The organism is Pectobacterium punjabense (assembly GCF_012427845.1).
Taxonomy (GTDB): domain Bacteria; phylum Pseudomonadota; class Gammaproteobacteria; order Enterobacterales; family Enterobacteriaceae; genus Pectobacterium; species Pectobacterium punjabense.
Genome location: NZ_CP038498.1, coordinates 1,257,508 through 1,277,314, shown reverse-complemented (window position 1 = coordinate 1,277,314; position 19,807 = coordinate 1,257,508). Strand labels below are relative to the sequence as shown.

At 50.9% G+C, this 19,807-nt stretch carries 14 protein-coding genes; 3 read left to right on the top strand and 11 right to left on the bottom strand.

The genetic code is table 11. The features are described 5' to 3' along the window. Positions 1–64: 64 nt before the first annotated feature. From proY to phoB, 6 genes are all read right to left on the bottom strand, one after another. Positions 65–1,441, bottom strand: coding sequence for a proline-specific permease ProY (proY, locus tag E2566_RS05670; protein ID WP_107168817.1), 1,377 nt, complete (start codon positions 1,439–1,441; stop codon positions 65–67). Between the two features lie 141 nt (positions 1,442–1,582). Continuing rightward, positions 1,583–2,902 carry a branched-chain amino acid transport system II carrier protein gene (gene brnQ / locus E2566_RS05665; RefSeq protein ID WP_107168816.1) on the bottom strand — a complete coding sequence of 440 codons (1,320 nt, stop codon included), beginning with the start codon at positions 2,900–2,902 and terminating at the stop codon, positions 1,583–1,585. 482 nt (positions 2,903–3,384) lie between these two features. Then, positions 3,385–4,491 (bottom strand): cobalamin-independent methionine synthase II family protein, encoded by a 1,107-nt coding sequence (locus tag E2566_RS05660; protein WP_107168815.1) that lies wholly within the window; start codon positions 4,489–4,491, stop codon positions 3,385–3,387. 241 nt (positions 4,492–4,732) lie between these two features. Continuing rightward, positions 4,733–5,671 carry a PstS family phosphate ABC transporter substrate-binding protein gene (locus E2566_RS05655; protein WP_107168814.1) on the bottom strand — a complete coding sequence of 313 codons (939 nt, stop codon included), beginning with the start codon at positions 5,669–5,671 and terminating at the stop codon, positions 4,733–4,735. A gap of 15 nt (positions 5,672–5,686) precedes the next feature. Further along, positions 5,687–7,009, bottom strand: a complete 1,323-nt coding sequence (phoR, locus tag E2566_RS05650; protein WP_107168813.1) for a phosphate regulon sensor histidine kinase PhoR — start codon at positions 7,007–7,009, stop codon at positions 5,687–5,689. A gap of 27 nt (positions 7,010–7,036) precedes the next feature. Continuing rightward, entirely contained in the window at positions 7,037–7,726 is a 690-nt protein-coding gene (gene phoB, locus E2566_RS05645) for a phosphate response regulator transcription factor PhoB (protein WP_005975981.1), read from the bottom strand. A 295-nt stretch (positions 7,727–8,021) separates the two neighbouring features. On the opposite strand from phoB, the gene sbcD reads away from it, so the two are divergent. Both sbcD and E2566_RS05635 read left to right on the top strand, forming a co-directional pair. Next, positions 8,022–9,248: an exonuclease subunit SbcD gene (gene sbcD / locus E2566_RS05640; RefSeq protein WP_107168812.1), complete on the top strand. Its 1,227-nt coding sequence runs from the start codon at positions 8,022–8,024 to the stop codon at positions 9,246–9,248. After that, the gene (locus E2566_RS05635; RefSeq protein WP_107168811.1) at positions 9,245–12,928 is read left to right on the top strand and encodes an AAA family ATPase; all 3,684 of its coding nucleotides are present in this window, start codon (positions 9,245–9,247) and stop codon (positions 12,926–12,928) included. The genes sbcD and E2566_RS05635 overlap by 4 nt, the downstream gene beginning before the upstream one ends. Before the next feature lie 18 nt (positions 12,929–12,946). Here the strand turns inward: E2566_RS05635 and mak are convergent, their stop codons facing one another. After that, a complete protein-coding gene (gene mak / locus E2566_RS05630) occupies positions 12,947–13,858 on the bottom strand; it encodes a fructokinase (RefSeq protein ID WP_107168810.1) in 912 nt (303 codons plus the stop codon). Positions 13,859–14,147: 289 nt separating this feature from the next. On the opposite strand from mak, the gene rdgC reads away from it, so the two are divergent. Next, positions 14,148–15,077 carry a recombination-associated protein RdgC gene (rdgC, locus tag E2566_RS05625; RefSeq protein ID WP_107168809.1) on the top strand — a complete coding sequence of 310 codons (930 nt, stop codon included), beginning with the start codon at positions 14,148–14,150 and terminating at the stop codon, positions 15,075–15,077. Between the two features lie 92 nt (positions 15,078–15,169). Here rdgC and E2566_RS05620 read toward each other — a convergent pair whose 3' ends face one another. From E2566_RS05620 to E2566_RS05605, 4 genes are all read right to left on the bottom strand, one after another. Continuing rightward, positions 15,170–16,960: a methyl-accepting chemotaxis protein gene (locus E2566_RS05620; protein WP_107168808.1), complete on the bottom strand. Its 1,791-nt coding sequence runs from the start codon at positions 16,958–16,960 to the stop codon at positions 15,170–15,172. Between the two features lie 472 nt (positions 16,961–17,432). After that, positions 17,433–17,717 (bottom strand): pyrimidine/purine nucleoside phosphorylase, encoded by a 285-nt coding sequence (ppnP, locus tag E2566_RS05615; RefSeq protein WP_010298499.1) that lies wholly within the window; start codon positions 17,715–17,717, stop codon positions 17,433–17,435. A gap of 140 nt (positions 17,718–17,857) precedes the next feature. Beyond that, a complete protein-coding gene (gene aroL / locus E2566_RS05610; RefSeq protein ID WP_107168807.1) occupies positions 17,858–18,379 on the bottom strand; it encodes a shikimate kinase AroL in 522 nt (173 codons plus the stop codon). Positions 18,380–18,638: 259 nt separating this feature from the next. Beyond that, positions 18,639–19,688, bottom strand: coding sequence for a type II asparaginase (locus E2566_RS05605; RefSeq protein ID WP_205942468.1), 1,050 nt, complete (start codon positions 19,686–19,688; stop codon positions 18,639–18,641). Positions 19,689–19,807: the final 119 nt, after the last annotated feature.

The following is a 19,807-nucleotide window of genomic DNA, read 5'->3' as shown; positions in this document are numbered from 1 at the left end:
TCGTTCGACAAAAAGGTTTGTCAACTGACAGTCTGAGCGCTTCTTCTAATAGCAAGCAACTAACTTAATTCTGTGCCGCTACCGCGTTCTGATGCTTCTTCTTCCAGACATAGCCCACTAAAAGCAGCCCTATCCAGATAATACCGACATACAGCGACACGCGCGTGTCCGGGAAGTAGCCAATTAATCCGATGATGAAGAACAGGAAGATAATGCCGAACACGGAGGTCACTATCCCCCCGCGCAGCGGGAATGCCAGCGCCTTCACTTCATCCGGGCTCAAACGGCGACGGAACGCAATCTGAGAGAACAGAATCATGATCCACACCCACACTGTCGCAAAGGTGGCCAGTGAAGCAATCACCAGGAATACTTTGCCGGGCATAATGTAGTTCAGGTACACCGCTACCAGCAGCGCCATCATCATCACGACCACCGTAACCCACGGAATACCACGTTTGGAAATGCGGCTAAACACTTTCGGTGCATGCCCCTGCTCCGCCATCCCGTGTAGCATACGGCCGACGCCGAAGACGTCACTGTTAATCGCCGACAGCGACGCGGTAATCACAACAAAATTCAGAATACCTGCCGCCGCCGTAATACCCATATGCTGGAACGTTAACACAAACGGGCTACCGTTGGTGCCTACCTGATTCCACGGGTAAATCGACATAATGACGAATAGCGTACCGACATAGAACACCAAAATACGCCAGGGTACAGAGTTAATCGCGCGAGGGATGGATTTATGCGGGTCTTTGGCCTCACCGGCGGTGATCCCAATGATCTCCACGCCGCCATAAGCAAACATCACTAGCTGTAGCGATAGAATCATCCCCATTACACCATTACTGAAGAATCCGCCATTGCTCCATAGATTATGGATACCGGTAGGTTCTCCGCCGTTGCCAATCCCCCAAACGATAATGCCGATTCCAGCAACGATCATGATGATAATGGTGGCAACTTTGAAGAAAGAGAGCCAAAACTCCAGTTCACCAAACGCTTTTACATTCATCAGGTTGATGGCACCGATGATGAGCACCACGCTCAAGACCCACACCCAATGCGGCACCGCAGGGAACCAGACGCCCATGTAGATACCAAACGCGGTCACATCGGCAATGGCGACAATCAGCATCTCAAAGCAGTAGGTCCAGCCGGTGATATAGCCCGCCAGTGGACCGAGATAATCCTGCGCATAGCGAGAAAACGAGCTGGATTGCGGGTTATGCACCGACATTTCACCCAAGGCGCGCATGATGATATATGCGACAATCCCACCAATCAGGTAAGCCAGCAACACGCTGGGGCCAGCCATTTGGATCGCGCTAGCGGAGCCATAAAACAGGCCGGTTCCGATCGCCGAGCCAAGGGCGATAAAGCGGATATGCCGCGTGCTTAACCCACGCTTGAGCTTGGAAGATGGTTGTTCCATTGATAAGCAACCCTGTCTTAATAAGAGAAAAACATTACAAAAAGAAAAACCACAGGCAAATACCTGTGGTGCAGAAACCTAACGCTGTGCTGGAACAGTAGGATACCCCTACCGCCCCAGCGCTATCAGGTCTTAACGATATTATTGATGTACCGTAACTTCCTGACGACCACACAGTCTGTCGTAAATCACTGCAACCAGTAAAATCAGCAGCGACGGTGGCAACCAGGCCAATCCTTGCTCACTCAGTGGCAGATTGAGGCTCCACTCTGGCAACAGCGATTTGAAAGCCGATGATTTTACACCATCAATCATGCCAAATAACAGGCTGACTAGCATGACGGGAGCCACAATACGCGAAGCGCTATTCCACCAACGCAGCGTAAAACTCAGTAAAACCAGAATGATACACGGTGGGTAAATCGCCGTCAGTACAGGAATGGAAAGTTGGATTAAATGGCTCAAACCCAAGTTGGACACCACCATCGAGAACGTTCCCAACACAAATACCAGCGTGCGATAGGACAACGGCAGATATTGTGCAAAGAATTCAGCACACGCACAGGTCAATCCCACCGCCGTCACCAGACACGCGATAAAGATTAGCAACGCCAGGAAGCTGCTTCCCATGTTACCAAAAGTGTGTTGCACATAAGCATGGAGGATCTCTGCCCCGTTCAGCGCCTGCGGCACCAGTTCGCCGCTGACAGAACCAAGCTGGAACAGGCTCAAATAGACCAACGTCAGGCCAATACCTGCAATTAACCCAGCCCACACGGTATAACGCGTCAGCAGTACTGAGCTTGTCACTCCACGTGAACGCGCCGCATTGACGATCACGATACCAAAGACCATTGCGCCCAGCGTATCCATCGTCAGATAGCCGTTAACGAAACCATTGGAAAACGGCAGATGCTCATATTCCTCTGTCGCAGGAATTGGCGTACCCGCAGGCCACAGCACTGCGGCAATACCCAATACCGCCAGAGCGATGATCTTCAACGGCGCCAGCACATGGCCGACCGTATCCAGCAGTTTGCCCGGATACAGGGAAATCGCGATCACAATAGCAAAATAAATCAGGCTATAAATCAACAGAGGAGACGCGCCATTACCAACCAAAGGAGCCAAGCCGACTTCAAACGAAACGGTTGCCGTACGCGGCGTCGCGAACAGTGGCCCAACAGCCAGATAGCACACGGTAGCCAAGACTACACCGGCCTTTTTACCAATCGGCGAGCTTAACGCATCAACGCCGCCACCAACCCGAGCAAGCGCAATGACAGTTAGTACAGGTAGGCCAACCGCTGTCAGCAAGAAGCCGATTGCAGCAGTCCAAACATGCTCTCCTGCCTGCAATCCCACCATAGGCGGGAAAATAATATTTCCAGCCCCCACGAATAAAGCAAAGGTCATAAAACCTAATGCCACAATATCTTTGGAAGTTAAACGATGGCTCATAGTTATGTCGTGTTGCCTGTATCAAATCGATAGAAAGGAAATCGTGTCGTTTATCGCCGCCAGAAGCCATCCGCAAATGAGTAGCCCGAAGCATGATGCCAACACTCTGGCGACGCGAAAGATGGCGGTCATATACTAGGAGTTATTTTTTGAACAGCCATATTGGGTGCTAAGTAAACCGTTTATAGCGTAAAAAGACAAGCGGAGATCTAAAAACCAGAGTATCTATCCTTTCTATACTAAAAAATAAGGATATAAATTGGTTTATACTGATTTGCATGACACATGATTTGCGCATTTATCGATATTTCATTGCAATAAAACTGACAAAAAACGACATAAAATGCGTTGTTCGATCATAAAAAAAACATATTGCACAAAAACGTCGCAGATAGAAAGCGGGATAACAGCCACAAAAAAGGCCGGATCGTACGATCCAGCCTCGGTATATCCATTATAGGAATAAGGTTACTTCATCGGTGTCACCACACGCGATTAGCAATATCCACAACAAGTCTCAGCTTATTCCACTGCTGCTCTTCCGTCAGGCTGTTGCCCTCTTCCGTTGAAGCAAAGCCACACTGCGGGCTCAGGCAAATCTGGCTGAGATCGACATACTTTGCCGCTTCCGCGATGCGTGCCTGCACAACCTCAGCGTCTTCCAGCTCGCCGTTCTTCGTGGTGATCAGCCCTAGCACAACCTGCTGATGACCCGGTTTCACAAAACGCAGCGGTTCAAAGCCCCCCGCTCGCTCGGTGTCGTATTCCAGGAAGAATGCATCGACGTTCACCTCACCAAACAGAATTTCTGCAACAGGTTCATACCCGCCTTCAGAAATCCAGGTCGAACGGAAATTGCCACGACAAACGTGTAAACCGATAACCAGATCGGCTGGTTTATCAGCCAGCGCTTTATTCAGGACATCGGCATAGGTCCGTGCCAACTGTGCGGGATCTTCACCACGTTCTCGGATCTGGCGTTTTTGATCGTCAGAGCACAAATAGGCCCACACGGTGTCATCCAGTTGTAGGAAGCGGCAACCCGCATCATAAAATGCGTGGATCGCATCGCGCCAGGTTTGCGCCAAATCGTCAAAGTAGTCAGCCAGATCGGGATAAACTGTCGCATCAATCGCTTTTCGTCCGCCGCGGAAATGCATAACGCTTGGGCTAGGAATCGTCATTTTAGCAACTGCATCACCAGAAATGCTGTTCAGGTAGCGGAAATGATCGAGCATTGGGTGTTGGGGATTAAAACTCACTTTATCCACGACACGAATCGCATGGGATTTAGTCTGAATACCGTTGAATTGAATACCGTGATCGGCTTCGTAACGCTCTACACCGTGCAAGTCGGCAAAGAAGTCAAAGTGCCACCAGGCACGACGCAGCTCACCGTCCGTCACTATCTTCAAGCCCGCTTCACGCTGCTTGTCTACCACCCGCAGAATCTCACGATCTTCAATATTCCGCAGCGCGACATCATCAATCTCGCCCGCCTGATGCTGAAGACGAGCCTGCTTAATCGCAGCCGGACGCAAGAAACTGCCGACGATATCGGCACGGAAAGGGGATAAGGTATTCGCCATCTGTCGCTCCTGACATGTTACCAGCACCTATCTTTAGGAAAGAAACGTACTGGCATATAGTTTCAATATGAAATATTTGCCCAGAGGGATAGTTACATTTAATCTTATTTAGCCATCTGGACGTCTAAATTTAAAGCTATCCTGTCACGTGGCGAATCACAGGGCAATAGAAGATTTTTCACATCACATGAATAAAATTCATGTAGCGTGAAGATAGCGCAAATTCATGATGGAAGAGACATTATTCAGGCAAGCCAATCTGCTGCCGCGCCTGACGACGCGTTTCTTCTGGCAGCGGCAAATAACCATCCTGATTCACCAGCGACTGCCCCGTTTCGGACAGCACACGGGCTAAAAATGCCGCTGTCAGCGCTTCCAGGGGTTGACTGGGCGCTTTGTTGACATAGATATAGAGATAACGGGTGTAGGGATACAAACCGCTGCGGATATTTTCCGTCGAAGGATAAATATAATCGGTGCCTTGAGCAGCTAATGGCAACATCTTCACGCCGCTAGTACGAAAGCCCACGCTGGCGTAACCAATCGCATCAGTTGATGCCGCAACCGCTTGTACCACGGACGCCGAACCGGGTAATTCATTAACTTGAGGAAGGAAATCGCCGCGGCATAGCGCTTTTTGTTTAAAGAACCCATAGGTTCCTGAGGCAGAATTTCGCCCATAGCGTAGTAACGTCCGTTTCTCCCAGCTACCGCGTAAGCCGAGGTCGCCCCACTGTTTTATCGGCTGCTGATTACCACAGCGCTGCGTAATCGAAAAGATAGCATCCAACTGTGACAAGTTTAATCCAAGCAGAGGGTTATCCTGATTAACCAACACGACTAGCGCATCCATAGCCACAGGCACCGCCAGCGGTGGATAACCGTAGTGCTGAACAAACGCCTCAATTTCGCTAGCTTTCATCGCCCTGCTCATCGGCCCAAGCTGGGCTGCCCCCGACGCCAGAGACGTCGGCGCAGACGATGAGCCAGCAGCCTGAATCTGTAAATTCACGTTCGGATAATGCTGACTGAAATCCGCCGCCCAAAAGGCCATCAGGTTAGCCAGCGTATCCGACCCCGCACTGGAAAGATTACCCGCCAGCATCTGACGAGGCTGTGCGGAGCACAACGCGCTGAGCAGCAGTAAAAAAGCGCCCGCAATACGAGTGGCGGATGTCATAGATAGCGTTTTCCGTCAGGCTGAAGGTTTCACCGTATTTTCAGCCAGAGAGGCAGGGACAATCAACCGATTCGGCAACGTAAAGACAAAACGCGATCCCAGACCATCTTCACTCATGATCTCCAGACGGGAATCGTGGTGGCTAAGTGCGTGCTTAACAATCGCCAGCCCCAACCCGCTGCCGCCGGTTTGCCGCGAACGCGCCTTATCCACGCGATAAAAACGTTCAGTCAGGCGCGGCAAGTGCTCAGCCGCAATCCCCGGCCCGTTATCGCTGACCTGAAATTGCGCACCTTGTGGGATCTTCTGCCAGCAGACTTCGATACGCGTTCCTGCTGGCGTATGGTTGACCGCGTTATACACCAGATTGGATACCGCACTGCGCAGTTGTTCTTCATTACCAAACACGCGGAGGTTTTCATTTACACGAAAGACGATCTCATGACGCCCCTGACTCAGGGTCTGCGCTTCACGCTGTAATACGCGCAGTATTAACGGAATATCGACTTTTTCATTCAAATCAATCGCCGTCGCAGCCTCAATCCGCGACAAGGTCAGCAGTTGTTTGACCAGCCCGTCCATGCGTCGAGTCTGTTCCTGCATCGTATTCAACGCCTTCCCACGTAGCGCGGCATCCAGCGTTTCTTCCTGCATCATTTCCAGATAGCCTTGCAACACCGTCAGTGGCGTACGCAGTTCATGGCTAACATTGGCAAAAAAGTTACGTCTGGCACCTTCGAGTTGATGCATTTGCGTAATGTCACGCACTACCATCAGAAGTTGCCCTTCGGAATACGGCATCACGCGGAATTCAACATGGTGGGAATTATTCAACTGCAACGTGAGAGGACGACTAAAATCTTGCCCCTTCATGTAATTAGTGAATTCAGGATAGCGCAATAAGTTGAGGATATTCTGACCGTTATCCTCCGGCCAGCGGAAATTGAGTAGGTGCTGTGCCAGATGATTACACCAGAAAATCGTTCCCTCTTCGGTGGTGATCACTACGGCATCTGGCAATGATTCAGCGCCACTGCGAAACCGTTTGATCAAGAGCGCCAGTTCCCGGCGACGGCGTCGATTACGCAACTGCATCTGATAGAGCCCATAAAACAATGGCTCCCAGCTCCAGCGACCAGGCGGTGGCGTCATACTACGGTCAACCCACAGCCAATAAGAGAGTTTGAGCTGGTTATAAAAATTCCAGCAGAGTAAGCCTAATACGGCGACCAGCAGAAACCAGGGCAGATAGCCAAAAATCAGCCCCAGCAGTAAAGCGGGCAAACAAAAAAAAGCTAGCTCCAATGCCAGCCTTTTCCAGGATAAACGTTCTAGCACGTTAATATTTCTCCGGTTACGATTACCTCAGTAACGCGTTGAAAAACGGTAGCCCGTTCCCCGAACGGTTTGCACCATTTTGTCATGTCCGCTGGTTTCCAGCGCTTTACGCAGGCGACGAATATGGACGTCGACAGTACGATCCTCAACATAAACGTTAGTGCCCCAAACGTGATTCAGCAACTGTTCCCGGCTATAAACACGTTCAGGATGCGTCATAAAGAAATGCAGCAGTTTAAATTCTGTCGGCCCCATGTCTAACGCGTGCTCTTCGGTCGTCACGCGATGGGAAGAAGGGTCAAGGCTCAGGCCACGCATTTCAATCACTTCTTCCACCGCCATCGGTGAAATTCGGCGCATCACGGCTTTGATACGCGCCACTAATTCTTTGGGTGAAAACGGTTTGGTAATGTAATCATCCGCCCCCACTTCAAGCCCACGCACGCGGTCTTCTTCTTCGCCACGCGCGGTCAACATCATTACCGGAATATCACGCGTCAGCGCTTCGCGCTTCATATGCTTGATGAATTGCAGGCCCGAACCGCCTGGCAGCATCCAGTCCAATAACACCAGCTCTGGGAACGGCTCTGACAGTTGCGTTACCGCACTGTCATAATCTTCGGCTTCCACTGGTTGATAACCATTTTGTTCCAGTACAAAGCAGACCATTTCACGAATTGGTGCTTCATCTTCCACGACTAATATGCGTTTTGCCATTGTTAATCCTGTCGTTAATCATCGTCGCTGTTAGCAGGCGAAAGGCATTATGCGTCAGTTTTATGACAGATTTATGAAAAACATACGGCTCCTCATCGCATGGTGTTACAGCGCGTACATCTGATTTTTCGAGCTGCTTTCCAAACTCTTGATTCCACCGCGACAGCCGTCATTCCTGCTATATATAATCACGGCATTACGGTGACAGAGCACCATCGCGATGACACACCATGTCACATAATGAACAATGACAACGTCATCCAACGCCACACGGCATGAATATCGAGAGAGCACGATGCGCATTATCCACACCGCCGATTGGCATTTAGGGCAATATTTTTATACCAAAAGCCGCGCAACTGAGCATCAGGCTTTTCTGCACTGGCTTATCGCCCAAGTGGAACTGCACCACGTCGATGCCATTATAGTCGCAGGCGATATTTTTGATAACGGCTCGCCTCCTAGCTATGCGCGGGAAATGTACTATAGCTTCGTGGTGGAACTACAGCGCACGGGCTGCCAGCTTGTCATTCTCGGCGGCAACCACGATTCCGTCGCGATGTTAAATGAATCCCGTGGTTTACTGGCCTGCCTGAATACGCGGGTCATCGCCTGCGCCAGCGACGAGCCCGCCCAACAGGTGCTCCTGCTGGAAAACCGTCAGCGGCAGCCCGGCGCCCTGCTCTGTGCCATTCCTTTTTTACGTCCGCGTGATGTGCTAACCAGCAAAGCCGGACAATCCGGTGATGAAAAACAGCTCGCGCTACAGGAAGCCATTACCGCGCACTACCAACAGTGTTACCAATTGGCTTGCCAAAAGCGAGACGAGCTTGGCCTGCCGTTACCAATTATTGCAACCGGGCATCTGACGACGATTGGTGCAAGCGCCTCGGAATCCGTGCGCGATATCTACATTGGTACGCTCGATGCCTTCCCTGCTCAGGCTTTTCCCCCTGCGGATTATATCGCCCTCGGGCATATTCACCGCCCGCAGCGCGTGACCCAAAGTGAGCACATTCGCTACAGCGGTTCACCTATCCCGCTGAGTTTTGATGAGCTCGGCAGTGAGAAGTCCGTTTGTCTGGTCAGCTTCATACCCGATGCGCCACCGCAAATAGATCTACTTCCCATTCCCGTAACCCAGCCGATGCAGCTGATTAAAGGCAGCCTGAGTGATATTGAACAACAGCTGTCCGCCTTCCAGACCTATCAGGGCGATAAACCCGTGTGGCTGGATATTGAACTCAGTACGCAGGATTATCTGAGCGACATGCAAAAGCGTGTTCAGGCGATGACCGAAAATCTGCCCGTTGAGGTACTTCTGCTGCGCCGCACGCGCGAACAGCGTTTGCAGGCGATGATCCGACAGGACAAGGAAACGCTAAACGAATTGAGCGTGCATGACGTTTTTGAACGTCGTCTGGCCACGGAGACTGAAATGGAAGAGAGCCGACAACAGCGTGTGCGCTCGCTGTTTACTCAGGTTATTGATGAATTGGAAAATAGCGAGCCTGCCAAATGAAAATCCTCAGTCTGCGTTTAAAGAATCTCAACGCGCTGAAAGGCGAATGGAAGATCGACTTCACTCAAGAGCCGTTTTCCAGCAACGGCTTGTTTGCCATTACCGGCCCAACAGGGGCAGGAAAAACCACGCTGCTGGATGCCATTTGTCTGGCGCTGTATCACGAAACACCACGGTTGGGTCAGCTTTCCGCTACTAATAACGATCTGATGACTCGTAACACCGCCGAGTGCCTCGCCGAGGTCGAGTTTGAGGTTAAAGGCGTGGGATATCGTGCCTTCTGGAGCCAGCGTCGGGCAAGAAATGATCCAAATCGTAACTTGCAGTCTCCCAAGGCCGAACTTGCCCTCATTGACGGTGGCAAAATTCTGTGTGAAAAGCTCAATGATAAGAAAGACATGATCACACAGATCACCGGACTGGATTTTGGCCGCTTTACGCGATCCATGATGCTGTCACAGGGGCAATTTGCCGCCTTTCTCAACGCAAAAGCCAGCGACAGAGCGGAACTGCTGGAGGAACTGACTGGCACAGACATTTATGGACTGATTTCCGAACGTGTCTATGAAAAATACAATCAGGCAAACATCGCGCTGAGCACGCTACAGGCGCGCGCGTCAGGTATTCAGCTGTTAACCGATGAGCAGCGTCAGCAGGTAGAAACACAGCTTGCTGAGCTGCTCCAGCAGGAGCAACAGGGCAACGCCGAGCGTGAGCAAGTACTGACTATGCTGCGCTGGTTTGAGCAATTGACGCAGCGGCAGACGCAGCTAACCAGCACGCAGTTACAACACGCAAGCGCCGAATCAGCCATTCAGCGGGCCAAGCCGCAGCTCGATAAGTTAGCCAACAGCGAGCCGGCAGAAAAGCTAAGGCCACTACACCAGGAAAAGGAGCGCTATCGACAGGAGTCCCTTACACTCGCCCAGCAGATTGAACAACTGACTGAGAAACAGGGCGCAGAACAGTTGGCTTTGGCGACGCTACGCCAGCAGGAAGAAAAGGCGGAGCAGAACGCGAATGAGCATAAACGGGAACGTCAGAAACAAGAGTTGTTGATCAACGAACAGGTTGTGCCGCTTGACCATCGTATCGCTACACTGGAACAGCAAAAAACCCAGCAGCAGGACGAACTGGCAAAAACACAGCGTCGCCTGCAAGCCGACGAAAGCAAACAAACGCAGATAGCAGCGGAACAGCAGCAGGCAAAACAGCAGATTGAACAGATTCAATCTTATCGCCAGCAACACGCACATCATCAGCAGTGGGGAGAACAACTTCCTCTGTGGCGCACCCAGTTTCGGCAGTTGCGCCAGCTTAATGACGAGCAACAGAAGCTAAGCCAAAAACAGATACAGCACACCGAACAATCAACAGCGCTCCAGCAAGAAGCGGCAACACTGACGGCACAACAGCGCGAACAACAAACGGTCGTTGATGCCGCGCGCGAGTTGTTCACACTACACGATGAGACCCGGAAAAATCAGGAAACCCAGCAGCCGCTTTCCGCGCTGCACCAGCGGTTTAATCAACTCAGCGCCCAGAGAACCGTACGCCAACAGCTCGCGACAATCAGCGACCAATACCAACGTCTTCACGCCCGTCAGCAGCAGCACCTCGCCAAACAAGATGAGATACAAGGGCATATCAGTCAGTCAGAAATCTTAAAGAAACAGCAACAGTCTGAACACGAGCAGCGCACTCAGCATCTCGACGATCTGGAAACGGTGTACCGTCAGGAAGAACGCATCGTTAAATTGGAAGCCGAAAGACAGCGACTACAGGCTGGCGATCCCTGTCCGTTGTGCGGTTCAACTGAACACCCGGCGATTGAACGCTATCAGGCATTACAACCATCTGAAACTCAAAATCGCCTGACGGCGTTACGCCAGGAGGTCAGTCAGTTAACAACGGCGCTGGCGAATACGACAGCACGGTTGACCTCACTAGAGCAGCAGCGGGAACAGCTGCAACAGGATATCGCTCAGAACGATGGCGAGCATCAAACGCTGTTGCAACAGTGGCAAGATGTCAGTGAGCGCTTACAAGTTAACTATACGCTGGAAGAGCAGGACAAGATTGCTGCCTGGTTTGCACAACGCGAGGTCGAAGAACAGGATATTCGCCAGCAGATTAGCGTGCGCGAACAGGAGCAAAAGCGGTGGCAGGAAAGTAAGGATTCACTGACCGCCTCAGAGACATTATTGCGAGAACTCGACCAAAAAATTGCACTAAACGCCCAGCAACAGACCTCGCTACGCGTCACGCAGGAAGAAACCGCCCAGTCGCTGCAAAACGTGCAGCAGCAGCTCACGCAGTTCGCTCAGGAAATCACGCAGACGCTGGCAAATGCAGGTCTCCTTTTGCCGGAAGATGGCGCTCAGGATAGCTGGCTGGTTCAGCGCGAGAGCGAATGGCAAGATTGGAAAACCAAAGAACAGGAGCAGTCTCGCTTAATCCCCCTGTTAGCCACACTGGAAAGCGATTTTCAGCATCTGAATCGCAGCGTGACCGAGGCAAAACAGCAGTTCCAAACGCAGCAACAGCACCTGGAACAGCACCTCGCGTTACTCAGCGCGAACCAACAAGAGCGGCTGGCGTTATTTGGGGACAGGCAGATCGCTACCGTGCGCGAACAGCTACAGCGAACCAGCCAGCAGTACGACGATGCACTCAGACTAGCCCTATCAGCTCGTCAGCAAACCGAAACGACGTTGAGCCGCCTGACGGGAGAACTGACCCGCACGCAGCAGCAGTATGAGCAGAGCATGCATCAACGCGATAGTGCGACTGAACGATTCACTCAGGCTTTGCAGCAAAGTGCTTTTGCTGATGAAGCCGCCTTCCTGAATGCGCTGCTTGATGAACAGGAACGACAGACTTTGCAGGCATTGAAGGAGAAGCTGTATCAGAGCTTGCAGCAGGCAGCAGTGCTTCACCAGCAGGCTGAACAGGCATTACTTGAGCAACAACAAAAACGGCCTGACCCCCTACCAGAAGAAGCAACGCAGACATCGATACAACAGCAGCTCTCAGAACAAGATGAAACACTGAAAGCCAACCTCCGGCAGCAGGGTGAATGCCAACGTCAGCTATCTGACGATCGGCAACAGCGCCAGAATCAACACGCTCTGCTTAACGAGATCGCCCAAAGCCAGAAAATGTGTGACGATTGGGATACGCTAAACTCGCTAATCGGCTCACAAAACGGGCATAAATTCCGCAAGTTTGCTCAGGGGCTAACGTTGGATCATCTGATCTACCTCGCCAATATCCAGCTTTCACGCCTGCACGATCGTTATCAGCTAAAACGGAAACCCGGTGGCGAGCTGGAACTTCTGGTGATGGATACCTGGCAGGCAGATGCCGAGCGCGATACAAAAACGCTATCCGGTGGCGAGAGTTTTTTGGTGAGTCTATCACTGGCGTTGGCGCTATCCGATCTGGTCAGCCACAGAGCCAGCATCGACTCGCTGTTTCTGGACGAAGGCTTCGGTACGCTGGATGCCGAAACGCTAGATATCGCACTGGATGCGCTCGATAACCTCAACGCCTCCGGTAAAATCATCGGCGTCATCAGTCATGTCGAAGCCATGAAAGAACGCATTCCAGTACAGATCAAAGTGCAGAAGGTTAACGGACTAGGCGTCAGCCGATTGGCACCACAGTACGCCGTTTAGCCATCATTCGATCTGCAATTACTTCGTCTTCGGCCAAAGCCAGGCGGCTCCGCGAACCCCGCTGGAGTCGCCGTGTATCGCCTGGCGTACAGGCGTTTCGCACTCACCGCCGAAGATCCACTGTTTAATCTTTTCCGGCACGGTCTGATAAAGACGAGACACATTGCTCATTCCGCCTCCCAGTACCACGACGTCAGGGTCAAGCAGGTTAATCACATGCGCCAGCGATTTTGCCAAACGGTGCTCATAGCGCTGTAATGCCAGCTCCGCAATGGGATCACCCTGCTCCGCTAAGGTAATGATCGCCTCGCCCTTGTGCGGCTGGCCACTCAGGCGTTGATAATCTACCGAAAATCCCGTACCGGAAATAAAGGATTCAATACAGCCGGACTTGCCACAGTAGCAGGGCACGGTCTGCCGATAACGCAGCTCATCTTCATCCATCCAGGGCAGCGGGTTATGCCCCCATTCACCCGCAATACCGTTACCGCCGACGTGAGCCTGACCGTTCAACGCAATGCCCGACCCACAGCCAGTGCCGATGATGACTGCAAAGACGGCCTGCTTCCCTGCCCCAGCACCGTCAACAGCCTCTGAAACAGCAAAACAGTTCGCGTCATTCGCAACCCGCACGGGTCGATTTAACAGCGTGGCAAGATCGAGATCCAGCGCCTGACCATTGAGCCAGGTAGAGTTGGCATTTTTTACCTTGCCGGTAAACGGCGACAGCGTACCGGGAATCCCCACGCCAACGCTGCCACGACAGCCAATCGCTTTTTCAGCCATCTCCACCAGCGTGGCGATAGTCCGCAGAGTTTCCGGGTAATCATTTCTTGGCGTCGGCATACGTTGCCGAAAACGTTCCTTTCCCTCGTCATCCAGCGCAATGACTTCTGTTTTCGTCCCGCCCAGATCGATACCGATTCTCATGATGTCTCCCCACGTGTGGTAAATAGGCCCGAGTAAATTTGCCACTGACCTGAAAACTTTCTTATTTATAGATAGATACCCTAAATAATTCTAGTAACACAGCCAACGCACATGCCGCTTGAAGTATGACGGGTATAACCAGAGAAACCAATCAGCTGCAACCCAAAGCGTGACGGGTATTCCTCTGAATTCGGGTATTTTATTCCACATTACGGCCTCGAATTCGTTATCATGCGCGCAACATTACAAACCCGCGTGCAAACCTGCGCGCCCAGTCAGGGATAACACCATGTTGTGGTTTAAAAACTTAATGATTTACCGCCTAAGCCGGGACAGCGTGCTGTCCAAAGATAACGTTTTGTCTGCGGACGAACTGGAAAAACGGCTCAGCGCTTTCGCGTTCACCCCGTGCGGCAGTCAGGATATGATGAAAACGGGTTGGGTATCGCCGATGGGATCGCATAGCGATGCCTTAACGCACGTCGTTAATGGGCAAATCGTTATCTGCACCCGTAAAGAAGAAAAAATCCTGCCTTCCCCTGTCATCAAGCAAACCCTTCAGGCCAAAATCGAGCGTCTGGAAGCAGAGCAGCACCGTAAGCTGAAAAAGACCGAAAAAGATTCACTGAAAGACGAAGTGCTGCATAGCCTGCTGCCGCGTGCATTCAGCCGTTTCAGCCAGGTCTGGCTGTGGATCGATACGGTTAACGGCCTGATTATGGTCGATGCCGCCAGTGCCAAAAAAGCGGAAGATACGCTAGCGTTGCTGCGCAAAACATTGGGTTCCCTGCCTGTTGTACCACTGACGATGGAAAACCCTATCGAGTTGACGCTGACCGAGTGGGTGCGTTCCGGTGAACCGGCGGCAGGATTCGCGTTACAAGACGAAGCAGAGCTAAAAGCCATTCTGGAAGACGGCGGCGTTATCCGCTGTAAAAAACAGGATTTGGTCTGCGATGAAATCGCCGTACACATTGAAGCTGGCAAACTGGTCACCAAGCTGGCGCTGGACTGGCAGGAGCGCATTCAACTGGTCTTGTCTGACGATGGTTCAGTAAAACGGTTGAAGTTCTCCGATACGTTGCGGGAACAGAATGACGATATCGATCGGGAAGATTTTGCTCAGCGGTTTGATGCCGACTTCATTTTGATGACCAGCGAACTGGCAGCATTGATTGCGAATCTGATTGAAGCGTTGGGCGGTGAAGCCCAACGTTAATACGTTCAATCGTTAATGCTACCGATGGTTAATACTGTCGGTGATTGCCCGCCACCGTTCTGGCGGGCAATACATTCCAGTCTCGAATCCTGCTAGACCCGGAACGCCCCAACGACAGCGTTTAATTCTTCAGCCTGCGATTGCAGCGCCCCAGACGCAGCAGCAGATTCCTGCACCAGCGCGGCGTTCTGTTGCACCATCGAATCCAACTGCGCTACCGCTTTGTTGATCTCGTTGATACCACGCATTTGCTCATCCGCCGCATGCGTAATTTCAGACATCACCGAGCTCACCGTAGACACGCCACCAACAATTTCATTCATCGTGTCACTGGCCTGACGCACCTGCACCGAACCCGATGTCACACTGGAGACGGTCGATTCAATCAGCTCTTTAATTTCTTTTGCGGCCTGCGCACTGCGCTGTGCCAGACTGCGAACTTCACCCGCGACAACGGCAAAACCACGCCCCTGCTCACCCGCTCGTGCTGCTTCTACTGCGGCGTTAAGTGCCAGAATGTTAGTCTGGAATGCAATACCATCGATCACACCGATAATATCGCCAATTTTACCCGACGCGACCACGATTTCTTCCATCGTGACAATCACATCAGATACCACTTTTCCGCCCGTGCCTGCATCTTTCGACAGCAGCAGCGCTTTAGCATTGACCTGCTGCGCCGATCCTGCTGACTGCGTCACCGCCGCAGAGATTTCTTCCAGCGATGCTGCCGTTTGCTGAATGCTCGACGCCGCAGACTCAGTACGCGCAGAGAGATCGTTGTTCCCCGCTGAGATTTCATCCGCTGCCACCTGAAGCGATGCGCTGATATCCCGGATCTGAATCATTACCTGACTGATCTTATCGACAAAAATATTAAATGAGCGGGCAATCTGCGACACTTCATCATGCCCTTCATCCGGCAGGCGTTGCGTCAGGTCGTTGTTGCCGTTACTGATATCATCCATTGCGTCACGGATTTGCAGCAAACGTTTGAGCGTTGACGTGATGATGACGCCGATAATCAACGTTCCCAGCAGTGCAATAACAACCAGCGTAACAACCGATGTGGAGAGCAGTGAACGCATACCCGCAGTAGCTTCGGCTTTATCCAACGCCACCAGCATGTACCAGTTTGTGCCAGTAATAGGTTTTGCCACAACTAGCTTTGTCGACCCAGAAAAATCCACATCACGGGCGCTATCTGCTGAAAGAATGTCGCTCAGGTTAATCGCTGGGGCAATGTCAGTGATGTTTTTCAGCGTCAGTTTTTCATCTGGATGCGCAATGATCAGGCCACTACGCTCGATGAGAACACCAAAGCTATCTTTGGCTGGGTGAATCGCTTTTACGTTTTCAATCACGCTTTTCATCGTGACATCGCTGCCGACTACGCCTCTAACCGTACTTCCCTCCAGTACCGGAGCAACGAAAGAGACCACCAGCGTATTCGTCACTGCATCAACATAGGGTGCAGTCACTATCGGTTTGCCCTCTTTCACCGCCTGCTGATACCAAGGCCTGACAGTAGGGTTGTAATCAGCAGGAATACCGCCGGGATCGGCAAACTTAGCTGTGCCGTTGGCATAGCCCATGTACACATTCAGAAGCCCGCCGGATGCCGCAATCTGTTTAAACAGAGGAATCGGTTCCTCATCGGTAGTAACACGATTATGCAACGCAGAGATCATCAGCGTTTTAGAAGCAACCCAGTCGCTAATCGCTATACTGTGGCTAGTCGCTACTGCATCCAGCGTATTCTGGATCGATGCCTTATTCGCGTTATTGGCGATGGTGTAATTTAGAAAGGTATTGATAACAAGTGAAAGCACAACAATGGTCGAACAGGCCGCAAGAATGCGGGAGCGCGTCGTTTTCAGCATAAAATACTCTTTGCGTAGAATAGTTATACTATCCATAACGGCATCGAGAAATAAAACTTGAATGCGATCACACTATATAGCGGCTATTTATCTTAAATAGCTGATTTTCAATTAATACGTTCAACTACGCAGTCAAAATCAAAAGAGATACAAAACTAGAATCAAACCAACAATCCAGAATAAAAAACCAAATAAAAAATAATTAAAAGAATAAAAAACCAATCATTTCACATAGCATAAAATTATCGAAAATAACCTACTCTATTGTATTTTAACAAATCAGGGATTATTCCTAATTATTACACCATTCTTTTGTATTATTAATTAATCAGCATAATTAAATAAAAAAATTCATATATCCGGTAGTGGTAAACGAAACATCTGGCGAATAAAAAATAGCTGACAATAAAAAATCGGTTTCCCATTCATAATGGAAAACCGATTTTCATTTTATTGGTAAGGAGAAGTGAAATTACAGATATTTACACAAATAAGAGGTCGGTTCGACCACCTGTAAATTGAACTCGCTTTTTCCCGGAACAAAAAACGTTTCTCCTGGAGTGAAAACCTGCCAATCCGGTGAGCCCGGCAACAGCACTTTCAATGCTCCAGTGATGACCGTCATTTCTTCCGGTTGTCCGGTTCCAAACGTGTACTCACCCGCATCCATAACACCGACACTGGCGCGGCCAATGCTGTCGCCTTCAAAACCGATTGACTTGACCTTCCCTGCAAAATACTCATTTACATTCAGCATAGCGCGGCACCTATCGTCAAAAAATTCAGGAAATTCATCTTAAAAGGAGAGTCGAGCCACTGTCACGATCTATTCATTGAAAGTTAGTGCTCAGTAACACTGACTGACGATTATTTTACCAGTGACCTTCATTGACCGCCCTACGCAGCCGATGAACGTAGCGCTTTCAACACGCTTGCCACGATCGCTTCGGGTGCCTGCGATGCATCGATAACGTGATGCGAAACTCCACGATAAAGCGCATCACGCGCAGCCAGTACGTCAGCCATTTCTTCGGCAATAGGACGACCTGTCAGCGTAGGCCGCTGGTTATCCTGCGGGTTTTCCTCCAACCGCTGAGCCAACAATTCGGCATTCGCATGGAGGTAAATAACGATACCGCGATCGCGCATAAAACGCCGGTTAGCTTCAGCCAATACCATACCGCCACCTGTCGCAACGATACAACGGTTAGACGTCACCTGCTGAAGCGCCAGACTTTCACGCTGGCGGAAGCCATGCCATCCTTCCTGTGCAACAACATCAGCCACTGTCATATTGGTCGTTTGCTGCATAAACAGGTCGGTATCGACAAAGTCATATCCTAGCGCCTGTGCCAATTGATGCCCTACCGTAGTCTTCCCACAGCCTCTGGCACCAACCATAAAAATGGGGTGTGTCATGTAATGACGAATCCTTCTTTTTTACTCACCTGTTCCGTCATATTTCAAGCTGCACGCACATTGATTGCTCTGCAACTCGAACGATTTCGGGTATCAAAGATAATGGGGTGATTACCTACTTTGTCGTGGACTGAATCATACCGATAAAATCGACAGAGAGGGAAGTGACTTCTCAGTGGGAACGAAAAGCTGAAATGAACAGAAGCAAAAAGCCCCGCGTTTAAAGGCGGGGCTATCACACTAAAAACCGCTCAGCCGATTAATAAGCGTGGAAGTAATCCTGAATCACGGTTGGGTTCGTCGTTTTCGTCAGTGCCAACATCAGCAGAATACGTGATTTTGCCGGGCTCAGAGAATCGGCAACCAGACCAGGTTGGCCTGCATCCGGTGGTACGATACCGCTGCCAGTACGGCTGGAACGCACAACAACCACGCCTTTGCTTTCCGCTTTACGGATGCCAGCATCGCCACGCGTGGATACGCTACCTGCCCCCATACCCGCATATACGATGCCTTTTACGCCATGTTTAATGGAGGCGTCATACATATATTCTGGATCGTCCTGATAGCCATAAATAATATCGACAGCAGGCAATTTATCGATGTTGGTCACGTCAAACACAGAACGCGTGGTGTGAATTTTATCCAGACGCGTCTGGTAGTAAACTTTGTCACCGATAATCACGCCGAGATAACCTTCTTCTGGCGCTTTAAACGTATCCAGCGTAGAAGCGTTGGTTTTGCTGATGAAACGGGCAGAACCGATACGATCGTTCAGCACCACCAGCACTCCACGGCCACGGGAGTTTTTATCCGCTGCCACTTTTACTGCGCCGTACAGGTTCATCGGGCCGTCAGCGCTGATTGCCGTTGCCGGACGCATTGCAGCGGCAAAGACTACCGGTTTGTCGCTTTTCACCGTCAGGTTCAGAAAATAAGGAGATTCATCGAGCGTATCCGTACCGTGCGTAATCACCACGCCATCGACATCGCTGCGTGCCAGCAGTTCGTTCACGCGTTTACTCAGCTTCAGCAGAACATCGCTGGTCATATTTTCACTACCGATGCTAGCAACCTGCTCACCTGAGATATTGGCAAGCGTTTTCAGCTCTGGTACTGCTTGAATCAGCGTCTCTACGCCCAATGCCCCTGCTTTATATCCAGTGGTTTGCGTATTGGCCGCTGCGGACCCCGCAATCGTACCGCCCGTTGCCAGAATGACAATGTTAGGTAAATTTTCTGCCGCATTCGCCAGAGACGAAAAACAAACAAAAACAACAACGAATAATGCGTTAAACATCCTTTTCATAACCTATACCAACTTATTGAGTTAAGTGGCAGATCAGAAACGTCAGGTATCTGATCTGTAAGTAAAAAAACACTCACTCTGTTGGCAGCCTGCCAACATTGGCGCTTATAATGCCCCAG